Raw genomic sequence first — 15,746 nt, 5'->3', positions numbered from 1 at the left:
ATGTGGACATAACCGTTTGACTCAATCCAGTATCTTTATATATCTGGTAACCTGTTATATCACTGTTAATTAGCTTTATGATCGTTTTCTTGTATTCTGACAAGTTCATCACCTTCGTATCTATAGCCTAATGATTTCATGTGTTTAATTCTTGCAAATTTAATAAATTCGGGTATCAGTAGAATAAATATAACTGCGATTGCTGTTAGGATATAATACATCACTTGAAACCCCCTTTTATAAGATATATAATAAACATGTAAGGAGGAGGCGCAATGCCTCCGGTTAAATTAATCTTTGTTGTTTGGCTTTTGACTTAAATAGTCGATGTGCCATAATCTAAGTTGTTTTAGGACTCCTGGGATAATTAGTACAATTGCGACTTGTACTGGTTGACCTAGGAGTATTTTTATAACCTCATGCAACGGCTCTCACCTCCTTACATGTAGGCTGTAAGGTGTATCTCAACCTTACATATATAATTATACTACACAATACGTAAGTAAACAACTGTTTTCTTTATTTTTACATAAAAAAATAGGGCAAGCACCTGGTACGTGCCTACCCTTGTATATTATGTGGTTAATTTAATTGTAACATATATTATGAGATTGTTCCCCATAATTGCCCCACCGAATGACGTGGAGGAGGCGTGCCATCCCATTTTCTGATTGGGAGATAGTAAAGCGTGTTTTTCCATTCGTATTCAATCCATACGTGGTTATCTTGTAATAAAACGCTAGTATAATCACACCAGCCACCAGGTTGGAAATCATAAGCATATGGACAACTTCTGAATGGTCCAGTTGTTCTAACCATGATTGGCTGGTTACCGTTAGTGAAACGTGATTTTTCTTCCATATACCATGTGCCGTAGCTATTCTTACGCCATGCACCTGCTACTGTTGACTTAGTATTACTACTTGCAGATGTACCTTTAACAACAGTTGCAGTTGGTACTTTATTTTCTTGGTAAGCCCTAATCTGTTTGATGAAATAATCTTTTAACTTCAATCTTGTTGCCTCACTTGGTCTGCCTTGTTTAACTGGGTCAAAGCCAGCGTGCAGTTTATAACTGCGATGCGGACAGGAAGTGTAAGAATACTCATCGTGTAACTTTATTGTATTTCTGTTAGCACGTAAGCCCCATTTATTCAATTTGTCAGCTATAAACTGAAATACTGTTTGTTCGTGTTTTAAAAATTGCTTGTCGCTAGCACTCATTGACTGACACACTTCGATACCGTATGCGTTTGTATTACCATTAACATTAGCAGTGTGCCATGCAACTCTATCTTCTGAAATAGCTTCCCACACATAACCTTCTGTAGCATAAGCGTGTGCAATACCATTCGCTAACCTATCATATCCAGCATTAACTAAAGAATTTTCATACTGTTTACCTGTAGAACTACCAGCATCGTTATGGATTACAACGCATTTAGGTTTATAGCCACGTTTGTTCATTGTGTAGTTAATACGTTGAGTTGAAACAGTGATTTTTGGTTTCTTTTTAGTAGGTGCTTTTTTAGTGGTAGTTGATTTAGTAGCAGATTGTGTAGAAACCTTTTTAGTTTCTTCTGATTTATAATATGGTCTGATAAACCACATTGGGAAATCATAGCCATGAACAATCTTTTGCGCTACTTCTGTTTTTGCCATCCCACCACCAAACCAGTTCTGATCTAGTGATTGAAATTTCATGTAGTTACCATCGTAATTACCATTAGTGACGATAGCAACATGCCCATGCCCACCACCGTAATTTTTGTTAAAGATTACAATGTCACCTGGTTTAGCTTTAAATGAAGGTGTGTTGTTATACACTTTAGCTTCGCCATTAAAATTATTCACATTGGGTATATCAGCTGCGCTTGCACCTTTAAGACCATGACCGAATAATTTGTTATAGTAGACGTTAGCTAAATCAAAGCATTGCCAACCGTACCAACCATCAAAATCCCAACCTTTGCCTTGTAAGGTTTTAATATATGCAATAGCTTCTTTTTCTGTTAGTTTAGCGACCATCTTCATCACTCACTTTCAACATTTCGTCATCATGATACTTACTTTGTCCACGCATTAAAGTTTCGTCGCCTTCGTAATCTGCAACATCGAATTCCACTTCGTCTGTGTCGTCAGTGAACGGTTGCGATGTGTCGTACTCTTCAGGTGTTAATGTGTTTGTGTCTTTCTGGTATTCAACCGGATTAACGTTCTCATCACGTGGTTTTGTATAAGTCTTAGTTATGCCACTGTCTTTCACACCTTTGCTAGTAGGGTCTACGACAACACCTAAACCAACTAGCAATGTAATTACTGCACCAACTAATCCACTTACTTGTTCAATTTGTGCAGACAAGTCAATGCCAAATGCTTCCGTTATTTGCTTAATGAATAAAAAAATAGCACCCACAATTGCTGTGAGTGTTGCTTTGTTTTTAAGTCTTAATATAAAATTCATAGTTTACCTCCATAATAAAAAGCCACCCAAAATTGAGTGACTTAATGATTTATATATATATATATATATGTGTGTAGTAACTAGAAAAAGTACTGTGCTACACCAAAAGCTGCAGCTAAAACTGTACCTACAGTAGTAATGATTGCTATAGTGATTTGCACACTACCTGCCTTTTTTTCTTCCGATGTTTTTATAATTTTATGAATATCTTTTTCATGTGTATCTGTTTGATCCTCAACTTTAGTAACTCGTTTATCGAATTTAATTAAGTTATCATTAATATTTTCTAAACTGTCAATCATCTTACCTTGTTGCATTATTGTTTGTTCACCACGTTGACGATCTAAATCTAATTTTTTATCTAAATTATGAAATAAGTCTTTTAACTCGCCATCTCTTTCATCGATGTATTGGTACATTTTACGTTCCCTGTGATTAAACGTTTCGTGTGTAATATATCTACTTTCTTCTGGCATATATCTCTGCACCACCAACAAAGGCTAACACACCAGTCCACACTGTCAGTATTAAGAAATTAAAAGGTGTTAACCAATTTAGATTGTTATACATGCCAGCGCTTGTCATAATGAAATAAAATACCGAAGATGTTCCACCACCGATAAATGTGAACATGTGGTATTTAGTTGAGTGATCCATTGTAGTCACAAATAAGGCACTAGCAGTGTAAACAATACCAGTTATCATTATTATTAACCCCCATAACCATATAGGCATAATTTGGTGTAATGCTGCATAAAATGGAGAGTCACTTAATACAGTTTCTTGACTGGTAAACCAAAGGACACCACGACCAGTTATGGTTGCACCTAATAATATTGACTGAAGTATTAAAATGATTTCTTTAGTTTCTAACTTATCTACACTCAATATTTTCTTCATTCATTCACCCACTTTCTATATAATTAAAACCCCAAGCCTAAGCTTGAGGTTCCAGGTATTTCTCACCTGTAATTAGTGCGTATTCTTCTTTGTCGATTACTTCCATGTCAGTAAACCATTTGATGTCGTCGTTAGTATAACAACCCCAACCATACATAGTTTTAATATCTTCAAATTTAGGAAATAGTAGTTTCATCATCATTTCCTCCTTTTAAATTTTCTACCTCTTGTGTCAATTGGACAATCTGTTGCGAAAGATTAGCGTTTTGTTGTGTTAATTGTGTAACCATTTTATTACCTTGTACAATTTGTACTTGCATAGATGAAAACATGTGGCGTAACGCTTCATCTGATGTTGGGAATTCAACTGGTGGTACTTGTGGTAATTCTGTCTTTTCTTCTTCGTAATTTGCGTTCAATTTAACTTCTTCATCTTTATATAAAAAGTATCTAGGTTTGAAAGATTCTCGAAACGAATCTGGAACTTGATTATCTTCAATAGTTAAAGTTTTATAACCTTCTCGTTCAATACCTCCGCTCACTGCATAAGCGATAATCTCATTATTCTGGTTGAGCAATATCTGCATATTTACGCACCCCAATTATTTTATTTATTGTAAATCTGTTAGCGTCTGCTCCAGAACCATTTCCAGAGTTAACGCCATGATACGTGTCAGAAGTGATTTTTAATTGTGTTCTGTTCACTTTTTGAATAACACACTCAAACACTGTAGCGTATGCGCCATCCGTACCTATAACGTTAGTTCTATCTATAACAATATCGTTTGATTCTGAGGGGTCTCCCGTTTCTGCGAAATAACCGCCATCGAATTTTCCATAAATATATAGGAATATGAAATTATCTAACGTTTCTGTTAATGGGATTGTAGAACCGACACCATTAGCTGAACCTTCGAATAATGTTTTGTGTAAGTTAAATACTTTCTCATCTGTATAAACCTTAGCGTTGCTTTCTGCTGTGTTGGCTTTAGCTTGTGCACCTGTGATTGTTTCCATCTTATTATAGTCCGGACTAATGATTTCCCATTCGTTCCATTGGTTATAAAATCTCATTAGAAATTCTTGCGATGAATTATAAGGTCTAAACGTTATATGTTTAACCGAGTTATCGTTTCTTTCGTCTACCCTTGTGAAACCTGCTGCCGAGGTTTGACCCATTCCGCTTATTGGTGTTTCTGCCGTGTAATAATTACCGGGTGGTAATGCTCGGTACGCTTCTAAATTTTTCTGTATGTTTTTGTATGCATAAGTCCCGTCATCATTAGAAAATTTATACTTTTGCCAGTTTTGAGCTTCACCCTGTGTAACAACATCGGAACCGATAACCTTTTGTTCGAACTCTGTCATTTTGTTATCGATATAATTTTTATCTTCGACAAACTGTGTAGTGTAATTATCTCCTGTAGTTGTCATTGTATTTAATTTTTCAGTATGATTGCTGTTATACTCCGATAGCTTATCCTCTGATAATGTGTTAAGTTGATTAACACCATCTGTTGCTGCTTGATTAACCATAGATACGTAATCTTGCATGTTCGCAAAATCTTCATTTAACTTCGCCATTGTGTCTGAAACTTCATCACGTAATTGTGCAAATAGTTTTATCTCTTTCAATTTTTCAGAAGCAGGGATTGTGCTTAATAAATCCTCTGCTACTTCAAAACTAAATTTACGTTGCACCACTACTTCTTCACGGTCTTTAGTAGCTACATATACTTGACCTGTTACGCTCTGTGCCACGGTCATAAATTCTGTAGGTATTGTATAACTCACAATGCCATTGAGTTCATCAATTATTTCAAATCCGCCATCTATTACCTCTGTACTATCCACAATGTAATTTGCACCAGATTCGAGCTTAATAAAAACTTCCACATTTTCTTTACTTAAAGATAACGGGAAGTCATTTCGTGTGATTTTAAATTGTAATACCGCTGTACCTTTATCTTGATTCCAAAATTGAACATTTAAATTTGATAAACTTTGATAATTTGCAGTTGTTTCTAAATTTACATTAGCTATTTTATCCATTGCCATAAATCTAACCCCCTATATTGTTTTACCGTCCATTAGTGTCCATGGTGAAGTACGTTCGTACTTAGTATTTGAGAAATATGCAATATACAATTGTACGGTCGAGGTTGTTGTTACACGTGTCAACGTCACTCTAAACACATATGGGCTAATGTTTTCCACTAATGCCGTCATACCTACACCAGTGATTGGTAAGTCTAGTAATTCCTTACTTCTGGTTGCTGTGATATACCAAGTTTTGTCACTGATGATACCCAATTGATTTACGTTGGTAATATGATCTGGTACATATTCAAATGGTCCACCCATAGAACGTGAGCCAATGTGATTCCAATTTGTTGCGTCATTAGAGTCAGAGAATTTATTTATAGAAACAATTCTTGTAAACTGCATAATATCTCGTACAAATGTACTTCTTGTTAACGTTTGTTTCACTTGTCCGGCTTGGTTAGGCGCTGAAACTGTTAACCAATATCCCGCATCTCTCATTTCTTTTGGTAACGGGAAGTCAGTTAACTTTTGAATATCTGCAGTATAAAGGTAATATTCACCTGCTTCGATAATGTCGGATAATTTAGTAAAGTTATGCACAGGTAATGTTTTAGTACGTCCACCAGATTCCATTATTGATTGTGGCACTGCTTGTGCTGTTAGTTTGTCATAAACATCGCGCATAAAAATACCGTGAATCTCGTGTGAACGATAATTCCCGGCACCTAATGTTACACCTATTAATAATGCTTTTTTACCTGTCGGCTCGTCATAATATAACTGCATACCCTCTGCTTCTTGGAAGTTGCCAGGGTAGAGATTTCCACTCTTACCAATATCTGCTTCTTTCTGGTATTTTTGTTTACCTGTTTCTAAGTCGAATACAGTTAAAAAATTAGGATTCTCTACTTTTGAGTCTCCAGTGTACCAATACAATTCACCTTCACCAAAGTCTACACCTTGCATAGGTTGAGAACCATCGCCACCACCTGTTAAGTGTCTAGGTAAGTCGAATTTGTATAGTACGTTGTCAACTCTTGCATCTACATCTTCTAATCGTCTTACTTCAATATAATTTGATGCATTTCTAGCGTCCCATTCGCTCGATGGGTATTGAATACGATATAAAATCAAATTCTCTTGTTGATTAATGACTGGTGTGATATAAGGAAGTTCTGGATGACCTGTAAACACTTCTTCCATGTCATAATCACCATAGGTAATCGTTACATCTGGTCTAAAACTAAAACGCACAATTTTTCCAAATCCTTCATCGTCATTAATATATGAATAGATCCAAAATTTGTCATCTTCCCAGCGATAACCATTATGTGTACCATGTCCACCACCTTCAACATACATCTGTGCCATGAATTGACCATTTGATTTTAATTTAGAAATCTTATAACCGTTTGAATATACTTGTGTCATGTAAATTAGACTTGTTTTGTTATCAATATAAAAACTTTGCATTACTGAGTTGGTCCAGGGCGATAGGTTAGTTAAATATTGCCAGTTTTGCTTAGGTATATCAAACGCAAATTCTTGTGATAATACTTGTTGTTTCGCTTCTTCAACTGAACGTAGTACATTTTCTTTATCTAATTCAAAAGCGGTTGTATCTGATTGTAGACGGTCAAACAATGTAGGATGTGACACACCTTTATTATCTAACCTTGCATCTTTAACTTCTTGTAAGCTGTTTTTACCTTTACTTAAAACTAAATTGTTGTAACGATTGTTTAAAACATTTAATCCACGTTCTACTGTCTTAAATCGTTTATCTGTGATTTGTTGCGAACCGTGTGCATTTAGTTCGTCTGTTTTGTGATAAACAAATTGATTGTAAAATTCATTGCTAAAATTTTCAGTACGCAAAAAATTTGTGTGTAATTGCTGTCTGAAATCATAACCTAAAGTGGTTGTTAAACTTTTTTGTAGTTTGAGCATTTATCATTTCTCCCATCTTTAAAGCATTAATGTTATGTCTATTGGTACCCACTGTGTACTTGTGATTGTAGTAGTGGAATATTGAAGCCTAATCTCTCCTGTAGTCAGTACTGTCCACCTGTTAAAATTGGCAAATCCGTTTGTAGCATGCATAGATTGTGCGTAATCAATAGCAACAGCAACCGAACTGATCATTGTACTTGGCAATGTTCCTATCGTTTGTCCTGCAGTAACATTTTTTACTGCACCTCGTACGCTCAAGAATTTCACACCATTGTTAATTGTGACCATTCTAGCTTTAGGAGTTTGCGTTGTTGAATATGCTTGTACATTTGTAGCAAGAGGAATGTTTATCCAACCCGTATCACTCACTGTAGGCATATTAGCAATTGCATTTTGTAAGTTACTAATTTGAGACTGCAGCGTACTTACATCTGTTTGTACGTTACTCACATCTTCTTTTACTGTTCCTATGTCAAAGTCTGAAATATCGTCAGGTATACCTTCCACACAAGTGGCATGAGTAAATGGGAAGTACACCTCACCTTTAGCATCTAGTAATTGCCTTGCATTAATTTCAGCCATCTGTTAACACACTCCCCATAACATCACTGTAAAAGTCTTGTTGTACATTCTTGTTCACATTCCAATTTCCGTTGGCTATCATGCTATTCGCACGTTTGATTCTTAAGTTAATTTGGTTCTGAATAGATATAATATCTTGTTTAGAGTTGCTAAATTCCACCTCATTAGGTTTTTGTGCTTGAGGATGATATTTAGTGAATTTAACCACTTTCAACTCTGTGTTAAAGCCCAGTGGACGATGAATAAACCGAACTAAACTGTTTTCTTTTATGTCGTCCTCAATGATGTAACGTTTGTCATCTGCTTCACCTAAATAGTTTGTAGACAATTCCACAGTTGGTTCATCATTCATTGCTTCTTTAATTTGTTCTTCTACTTGAGCTACTGTAGTAGCAGAATCAGAATATATTGTAGGTGCTTGTATGTGGCCAAATGCTTCATAATTAGGGCTTTTGTAAGTTGTAGTAGCGTAATAAACATCCGAACCTTTTAACACTGCTGTAAGGTTTAATATTGTCGTTTTTTCAGTACCTATCATCATTTGAGCTGGTTTTTTCTTATAATCTACGCCAGATTGAGCCCCTCTAAATACTGCTTTGAAGGTATGCTCACCTTTATCAAGATTCTTTGCTATTACTAGCGAATCTGTTTTAGACGTTTTACTATATGTGTTAAAGGAATCTAATTTTGCACCATCTAAATAAATATCTACTTTACCACCTTTGGAGCCTCTTTTACGTGTCCAAGTAAGCGTTTCGTTACCCCACTTACAAGTGAATGTTTTACTATAGCTAGCGCCAACCTCTGATGTGTTCCACATGCTTTCTTTAGTAAAGTTACCAGAATACTTTAAGTCTTTAGGTTTAATAGGCGTATAATTCTTAGTTTCTTTTTTAGTTTTTTTCTTGCCATAACCTAAACCTATTGTTTTTAGATCCGTTGTAACCACAGTGGCTGTTAACTCATCAGAATTACCTTTATAAATAATTGGTGTGTTAGCTCTTTGATAAAATGTTTCGGGTTGATAGAAATAAATCATTTTGTTATCTGCAAAATATATATAGTTAAAATATTCAGCGCCCGCTACAATATGTTCCATCCCGTTTTTATTACCTAACTCTTCCACGGGTGCACGATTGTTTGAATCTCCAATAATCTCATAAGTGAACCCTAATGGATTGTTTTTAAACCCAAATTCAATATATTGTTGCATTGTATAGTTAGGTGTTGTTTCTTCTGTCACTTCAGTGTTAAGTTCTTCATCTTCCACATCTTTATCGATATAGTGATTTTGAAACTCCATGAATATATGCTTAGCTATAATTTCATTTGCAATAACTTGACTATCGTATTTGATAGCACTTGATTTAATAACAAAATATTGCCCTTCATATATGATGTAATTTTCATTAGTCAACATATCGAAAATATCTTCACGCCCTACTGTTTTATACGCTGTAAATGTAACTGATCTTTCGTTATTAATTTCATATTCATACTTAAATGAATCAGGGTCATAGTCAGTAAGTATTTCTGCAAAGTTACCAGCTTTATTTTCTATAACAAGTTCTTTTTTCAAAAATACTCACCTACCTATAAATAAAATCAAATTCAAATTCTGCTGAAACGTTCGAAACACCCACACCATCGATTTCTATGTTGTTGAATCCTGGTAATAATTCAATCCATTCATGGTTAGTGTTAGCACCTACTCTTTCATCACCTATAACTGGATGTACACCAATGAAAGTTAACGTTTGATAGCTTTGTAAACTACCGTAATAAATAACAGTCTGACCCGTCATGTGATTGGTCATCTTAAATCCATTAGGAGCATCAGCTTTAATTCTTATAATCAACTTATGTGTTAGAGGGTCGATAGTGTCGAAACTACCATTCCATATTTCAAATCGTTTTGAATTATGTTTGTATTTGATTTCTTTGTCTGAAATCAAACCACCTTCAAATTGCCAATTGTCCGATAAAAAATTAACATCTAAAGTGTTTTTTAAAGATTCGCTATAGCCTTTATATACATTAAAAGAAACCTCGAATTTACCGTTTCTGTCGTACACATCTTCTATGGTGTGACTTTCGCAGTACACAGCGTATTTTTTACCTGGCATATCTGAATGCGTAATATAAAAAGGCTCCCTTCTAAAAAGGAGCCCTCTCATTCTTTGCTTAAATAAGTGGTAATCTTCAGTGTCCACACCTTCATATACAAAGTTTAAAATCAATTTAAAAGGACCAAAGGTATTAGATCCAACTAATACTCCATCACGCCCTTTTACCTCTAATGTGTTTGTTTGAACAGCAACATCTTCTTCTTCATAATCTAAAAAAGTGAGGTTGGGGAGGTCTGTCAGTACTTGTTCAAAATTATCATTGAACATTTTTACTGTTTTATCCAATTTATAATCTACCTCCTAAATTGAAAGTTTTCATTCTTGATTGTTGTCCTAATCGATAGTTTGTATCTTCTGCTATTTTTTCACCGTTTAAAGTCATGTTTTTATTAGCCGTTGTTTGGTTGTAACCTTCATTGTTCCTGCTGGACTGTAGTAAATCTTGCATTGTGTAAAGCATATCTTTTAATATACTGTTTTGCTCTTGTATATCTACATTAGCTTGTGATAACCGTTGTAATTCCATTTGCTCACGTGTAGCCATTTGCTGTTTATCTCTAAGCTGGTCAGCATATCTTGAAATACCGTCATACACAGCTGATTGAGTACGATTGAATATATCGCTCTCTATTACTGATTTAATCGCTGCAATAGATACGTCATTAGGAATGATTTGCTCACCACCACGTAAATTCATAATCTCTCCGCCTTTTTCAAAGACTTGAGCTAATCCACGTGGGGCGTTGTTTGTGCCAGTAGCATAACCTCTACGACTACCAGTTGGTCCCCAACCTGTAGAACCTCTAGCCATTCTGCGTTTCCATGCTGCTAAGTCACTTGACCAGTTCGAGTTATTGAAGAACGCCATAAGTTGGTGATAACCATTTTTGATATTCTTTTTACCTTTAGTAGCATACCCTCTAAATGTTGTTGGAGTATATTGCAATAATCCTTGTGCTTCATTTCCTCCAGAGTTAACGTCTTTTATCTGTTGAGTAACGCCTGCACGTCCACCAGATTCAGTTTGAATAAGTTTAAGAATATCATTTAATTTTGACCCAGATAATTTTACACCTGTGGCTTTGGCAGCTTGTTTAACTTTAGATTTCCATTTACCATTTCCGCCACCACCATCGTTTTGCTTTAACCACTTAATTGGGTCGATTGGTTGGCCATTTTTCTGCACCTCAAAGTGTAAGTGAGGTCCTGACGAACGACCAGAGTTACCAGATACTCCTAAGTAATCACCAGGTTTAACATTCTTACTACCACCGAAAGCGTGTTTACTCATATGACCATAAATAACTTTGAGGTTACCTTTCACAATATCAACCATATTACCAAAGCCACCGTTCCACCCTTTACGAGCTGTGGCTTTACCGTTTAAAACACTGTAAAGTTTGTCATATATATAGTTAAGGTCTACACCCATATGTGGGCCAGCGAAAGGATAACCTGGCGCTCTACCATTCGGACTGAATGGGAAGTTGATTCCTTTGGATAAGTCGATATAACCACCGTCTCCACCTTGTTCTTCCATCCATGATGTGAATGTATCTATAGCAGCTTTTTTAAGCTTGCCGAACATACCTTTCATCATGTCATAAGGTAAACTAGCAGCTTTAGATATGCCGAAACCATCTAAGTTAAGGCCAACACCTTCTAGTACTTTATTAAGTAGTTTGCCTGGTTTTTCTATCCAATCCATGACATCGCCAATCTTGTCTGCCATCCATTTTTTACCTTTTGCTGCAGTTTCAAGAGTTTTATTAACGACTGCCTTACCACCATCAACTACTTTACCGGAAACGACTTTTGCACCGTCTTTAGTTTTATCCCAAGCGTCACCAAATATGTTATCGCCTTTTTTCTGTTTCTTAGGTTTTTTCTTACCTAAAGTGCCACTAGCAAATCTAGGTAATGTACCTCTTGAAAATGCAGGATTGCTGTTACTTAACATAGCGTGTGTTTGAGCACCATTATACACAGTAGATCCTTGCGGTAAAAATGTAGTTGTATCTCTATTAGGTGTGAGTGCCATCTTACCGTTAGGATAACGAATAGCTTCGTGTCTGAATCCACCAGGACCATTACCACGTCCTCTATCCCCAACTGTGGCGAAAGTATCACGTGCTATCTTGCCATTTTTAACAACATTCGTAGTTGTGTTTGTGTGTTCAGTACCCGTGTGGAGTTTGATTTTAGGTAGTTTATCCATACCTAATTTGTCGCCGACCCAGTTAACACCATCGATAAGTTTATTTAGACCTTTTTTAACTGAATCAACCATTCCGTTAATGAAGCCTTTAATTTTATCAATGATACTTGATAAGCCGTCTTTCATCTTATTAAAAGTACCTCTAACCGAATCCCACAAACTAGAAGCAATGCCAGTAACTTTACTCTTAATCGTTTCCCATTTGTCTATGATGCCATTTTTAACTTTTTTGAATATGTTTGAGACTCCGCTTTTTAGGTCGTTAAAAGTATTTTTGACTCCAGTCCATAAACTTTTAGCAAAAGATACGACTTTATTTTTAATCGTGTTCCAAACGCTTATGGCAAATCCTTTAACTTTATTGAAAATGGAGGTAACACTATTTTTTAAAGAGTTAAAATTATTTCTAACACCATTCCATAGTGACTTAGCAAAACTTACGACTCTATTTCTAATTGTTGTCCAAACGCTAATAGCAAAGTTCTTCACTTTGTTAAAGATTGATACTACACTATTTTTAAGCCATGTGAATGCATTCTTAACGCCATTCCACAATGATTTAGCCCTAGCTATTACAGTGTTCTTAATCGTAGTCCACACTTTGATTGCAAAGTTTTTGACTGCATTAAATATTGAAACAACGCTATTTTTCAACCAGTTAAACGCAGCTTTAACACCCGTCCAAAGTGTTTTTGCACGACTAACAACTACATTTTTTATTGTGGTCCATACTTTAATAGCAAAATTCTTAACAGCATTAAATATTGTTATAACTCCATTTTTAAGCCAATTAAATGCTGTTTTCACACCAATCCATAGACCTTTGGCTAAATTAACAACTGTGTTCTTAATTGAAGTCCATATTCTAATAGCGATTGCTTTAGCAGCATTAAATACTGTAGATACTACTGTTCTAACTGTGTTAATATACCATTTAACACCAGCAACCAACGCTTTAACTACGTTTACAACGCCTGTTTTTAATGCGTTCCAAATCCAAAGGGCTGCGGTTTTGATACCATTCCATATTGCAGATAACACTATTTTCAGCGCTTTTATTGGGTTTTGTACTGCAAACTTAATGCCGTTCCACGTTGCTACTGCAGCTGTTTTTAATGTGTTCCACACCCATATAGATGCCGTTTTAATTCCGTTCCATATACCAATAATATAAGGTTTAAGGAACCCAAAAACTGATATAGCAGTGTTTTTAATAGCGTTCCATGCATTGATTACTACATTTCTAAACGTTGAGTTTGTTTTCCAAAGATGTATTATGCCAGCAACTAATAAACCAATAGCTGTAATAACCCAACCAATAGGACCAGTCATGAATCTTATAGCTAAACCTAGCCCTCTTGTTGCTAATGCTGCAGCTTTCGATACGAGAGTCCATGTTTTCGTTGCTACGGTAACTAATTTCGTTTTTATTGCTGCGATTGCGCCAGCATTACCAAACAGTTTCGTTGCACCTGTTGCACCTAGCAAAGCACCTCTAAGTAATAATATTGGTTTTGCAGCTAGAAGTGCTACACCACCGAATGCAGTTAGTAGCCCTAATATCTTTCCTATCATAGGATGTGCGTTCGTCATTGTGGCAGTCCATTTGAAGAAAGCAGCACTTATGCTTAATACTGCAGCACCAACTGGCGCCATTCCTTTAGCTAATCCCCATAATGTGCCGGTAATATTTTTAATTAATGACCATACTTTAGGACCATTCGTTTCTAAATATTGCACAAATTGTCGGAAACCATCAGACTTTTTCAATCCTGCAGACCATTCAGCAAAACCTTTTGTTACACTTTGTATACCTAATAAAACATTATGAGAATGACCACTAAATGCTTGGAATAAACTAATTATGCCACTAAATATATTTCCGAATATACTCCCTACAATAGGTAAGTTAACTTTGGTATACTCTACAAAACCGTTTATTGCTTTAGTTCCTTGAACTGAATTAGCCCAATTGTCAAAACTTTTAGCCATGTTTGCAAATCCTTGAGAAGCCCAACTATAAAGTGGACTCAACTTATTGAACATTGCTGTAGATCCATTCACAAAACTTTGTGTTGCATTAAGCAAGTTTTGGAATATCTTAGGACCTTGTGTATTCAAAATATCAAATGCGCGTTTAGCATTGCCTGAAGTTTTAGCCCAATTCAACATTTTTCCACTAGCTGTTTCTATTTGACTAGCTGTTTTAGTTAAGAAAGGATTTAGTGTAGTTAAAGCATGCCTAGCAGTATTAATACCATTTGTCATCGTGTTGAATATTGACGATTGATTTTGTGCAATTAAACCTTCCCAAGAAGATTTAAGACCACTTAAAGCAGTTTGGTATGCAGAAACTTCTTTAGTTACTCGTAATTGGCCATCTTCTAACATTTTAAGTGCGTACGTCGCTTGACCTGCAAATGCTTTAACTGCTACACCAGCAATCCCGAATGCGCCACCCATACCGATAGCGCCACCAGCTGCTGCAGTCAACATGCCTCCTAAACCAGCACCTAAACTAACTACTGAACCTAATATAGGTACAAGAGCAGAGAAATGTGTAGTCATTACACCACCAACAACACCTTGTGTTAATTCTCCTAAACTACGTAGTGTAGTAGCGATACGGTCCATTTCTCCACGAGCGCCAACCCATGCATTAGTAGCAGTACCCATAAGCCTTTGTTGTCTTTGATACTCTTTTAATTCGTCCGTAGTTTCATCAATACGACCTTGTAATATTTGAAAGGCAATTGCTTCCTTAATTAAGTCATTTCTCAATCCAATTGCTTCTCTACTATTGCCTTGTTGTGCTCGTTCTAATTCTCTTAGATTGCCTTTCAACAAATCTGTATGTGCCTTTTGTTTTTGCATAGTGTGACTTAATTCTGCTAAACGACTTTTATAACCCTGTACACTTTTTTCTGATTGCTTAAAACGCATTTCAGTAAGTTTAGCCTCATTACGTAATTGACCCAAACTATTTTTAACTTGGTCAGTAGAGCGACCTAATAGTTTTTGTTGTGCTTGAGTTTGTTTTAATTCATTTTCATAACCGTTTAACTGATTTTCAGCTTGCTGTACTGCACGACTCGCATTCTGTAACTTTATTTTTTGCTCATCAGTTACATTGTTACTTTGCTTCATTTGTCGTTGCATCTCGTTTAGGGTATTATTACGCTGAGCCAATAACCCCTCTTGTAACTTGATTGCGCGACCTAAATCAGTTTCTTGTTGTGCTAAAGATTCTGCGCTAACTTCATTCTGCTTCATTTCTTTACGTTGGTTGCGTAGAGATTTGTTTATAGCTTTAAGGTTACGCTCAATCGTGGTCTTGGAAGCTTTGAGGGGGTCAACATCCATCGATACCTCTGCACTCAAATTAAAATCCGCCATTCTCTCACCTCCCGTTTTATAGCATTGCCATCATTTCTTCAGGACTTAACGCACCAGA

General features: G+C 35.9%; 13 protein-coding genes. All 13 read right to left on the bottom strand.

The annotated features are described in order from the left end of the window. Window positions 1-65: 65 nt before the first annotated feature. The 13 genes from CD036_RS13075 to CD036_RS00305 all read right to left on the bottom strand — a co-directional run bounded on the left by CD036_RS13075 (window position 66) and on the right by CD036_RS00305 (window position 15,688). On the bottom strand, window positions 66-224 hold the full coding sequence (locus CD036_RS13075) for a hypothetical protein (RefSeq protein ID WP_172606405.1): 159 nt from the start codon (window positions 222-224) through the stop codon (window positions 66-68). A gap of 379 nt (window positions 225-603) precedes the next feature. Beyond that, window positions 604-2,028, bottom strand: a complete 1,425-nt coding sequence (locus tag CD036_RS00360) for an SH3 domain-containing protein (protein ID WP_103387779.1) — start codon at window positions 2,026-2,028, stop codon at window positions 604-606. After that, on the bottom strand, window positions 2,018-2,464 hold the full coding sequence (locus tag CD036_RS00355; protein ID WP_103387778.1) for a phage holin: 447 nt from the start codon (window positions 2,462-2,464) through the stop codon (window positions 2,018-2,020). The genes CD036_RS00360 and CD036_RS00355 overlap by 11 nt, the downstream gene beginning before the upstream one ends. An 80-nt stretch (window positions 2,465-2,544) precedes the next feature. Next, entirely contained in the window at window positions 2,545-2,940 is a 396-nt protein-coding gene (locus CD036_RS00350; protein ID WP_103387777.1) for a hypothetical protein, read from the bottom strand. After that, window positions 2,924-3,364 carry a hypothetical protein gene (locus CD036_RS00345; RefSeq protein WP_103387776.1) on the bottom strand — a complete coding sequence of 147 codons (441 nt, stop codon included), beginning with the start codon at window positions 3,362-3,364 and terminating at the stop codon, window positions 2,924-2,926. The genes CD036_RS00350 and CD036_RS00345 overlap by 17 nt, the downstream gene beginning before the upstream one ends. Window positions 3,365-3,401: 37 nt before the next feature. After that, entirely contained in the window at window positions 3,402-3,563 is a 162-nt protein-coding gene (locus CD036_RS00340; protein ID WP_103387775.1) for an XkdX family protein, read from the bottom strand. Then, on the bottom strand, window positions 3,541-3,951 hold the full coding sequence (locus CD036_RS00335) for a DUF2977 domain-containing protein (RefSeq protein WP_103387774.1): 411 nt from the start codon (window positions 3,949-3,951) through the stop codon (window positions 3,541-3,543). Before CD036_RS00335 ends, CD036_RS00340 begins: the two co-directional genes overlap by 23 nt. After that, window positions 3,926-5,422, bottom strand: a complete 1,497-nt coding sequence (locus CD036_RS00330) for a BppU family phage baseplate upper protein (protein ID WP_103387773.1) — start codon at window positions 5,420-5,422, stop codon at window positions 3,926-3,928. Before CD036_RS00330 ends, CD036_RS00335 begins: the two co-directional genes overlap by 26 nt. 12 nt (window positions 5,423-5,434) lie before the next feature. Beyond that, window positions 5,435-7,360, bottom strand: a complete 1,926-nt coding sequence (locus CD036_RS00325; protein WP_103387772.1) for a phage baseplate protein — start codon at window positions 7,358-7,360, stop codon at window positions 5,435-5,437. A gap of 18 nt (window positions 7,361-7,378) precedes the next feature. After that, window positions 7,379-7,945 (bottom strand): hypothetical protein, encoded by a 567-nt coding sequence (locus CD036_RS00320; protein WP_103387771.1) that lies wholly within the window; start codon window positions 7,943-7,945, stop codon window positions 7,379-7,381. Next, entirely contained in the window at window positions 7,938-9,524 is a 1,587-nt protein-coding gene (locus CD036_RS00315; protein WP_103387770.1) for a phage tail protein, read from the bottom strand. The genes CD036_RS00320 and CD036_RS00315 overlap by 8 nt, the downstream gene beginning before the upstream one ends. A gap of 10 nt (window positions 9,525-9,534) precedes the next feature. Next, a complete protein-coding gene (locus tag CD036_RS00310; protein ID WP_103387769.1) occupies window positions 9,535-10,359 on the bottom strand; it encodes a phage tail domain-containing protein in 825 nt (274 codons plus the stop codon). Window position 10,360: 1 nt separating this feature from the next. Next, the gene (locus CD036_RS00305; RefSeq protein WP_244913817.1) at window positions 10,361-15,688 is read right to left on the bottom strand and encodes a peptidoglycan DD-metalloendopeptidase family protein; all 5,328 of its coding nucleotides are present in this window, start codon (window positions 15,686-15,688) and stop codon (window positions 10,361-10,363) included. Window positions 15,689-15,746: the final 58 nt, after the last annotated feature.

The sequence above is a fragment of the Staphylococcus arlettae genome (genome assembly GCF_002902345.1).
Taxonomy (GTDB): Bacteria; Bacillota; Bacilli; order Staphylococcales; family Staphylococcaceae; genus Staphylococcus; species Staphylococcus arlettae.
The sequence above is the reverse complement of the archived record's forward strand: the minus strand, read 5'-3'. Positions and strand labels throughout refer to the sequence as shown.

Coding starts and splice junctions, on each gene's coding strand:
- CD036_RS00360 (WP_103387779.1), bottom strand. CDS start 2,028: ATGGTCGCTAAACTAACAGAAAAAGAAGCTATTGCATATATTAAAACC.
- CD036_RS00355 (WP_103387778.1), bottom strand. CDS start 2,464: ATGAATTTTATATTAAGACTTAAAAACAAAGCAACACTCACAGCAATT.
- CD036_RS00350 (WP_103387777.1), bottom strand. CDS start 2,940: ATGCCAGAAGAAAGTAGATATATTACACACGAAACGTTTAATCACAGG.
- CD036_RS00345 (WP_103387776.1), bottom strand. CDS start 3,364: ATGAAGAAAATATTGAGTGTAGATAAGTTAGAAACTAAAGAAATCATT.
- CD036_RS00340 (WP_103387775.1), bottom strand. CDS start 3,563: ATGATGAAACTACTATTTCCTAAATTTGAAGATATTAAAACTATGTAT.
- CD036_RS00335 (WP_103387774.1), bottom strand. CDS start 3,951: ATGCAGATATTGCTCAACCAGAATAATGAGATTATCGCTTATGCAGTG.
- CD036_RS00330 (WP_103387773.1), bottom strand. CDS start 5,422: ATGGCAATGGATAAAATAGCTAATGTAAATTTAGAAACAACTGCAAAT.
- CD036_RS00325 (WP_103387772.1), bottom strand. CDS start 7,360: ATGCTCAAACTACAAAAAAGTTTAACAACCACTTTAGGTTATGATTTC.
- CD036_RS00320 (WP_103387771.1), bottom strand. CDS start 7,945: ATGGCTGAAATTAATGCAAGGCAATTACTAGATGCTAAAGGTGAGGTG.
- CD036_RS00305 (WP_244913817.1), bottom strand. CDS start 15,688: ATGGCGGATTTTAATTTGAGTGCAGAGGTATCGATGGATGTTGACCCC.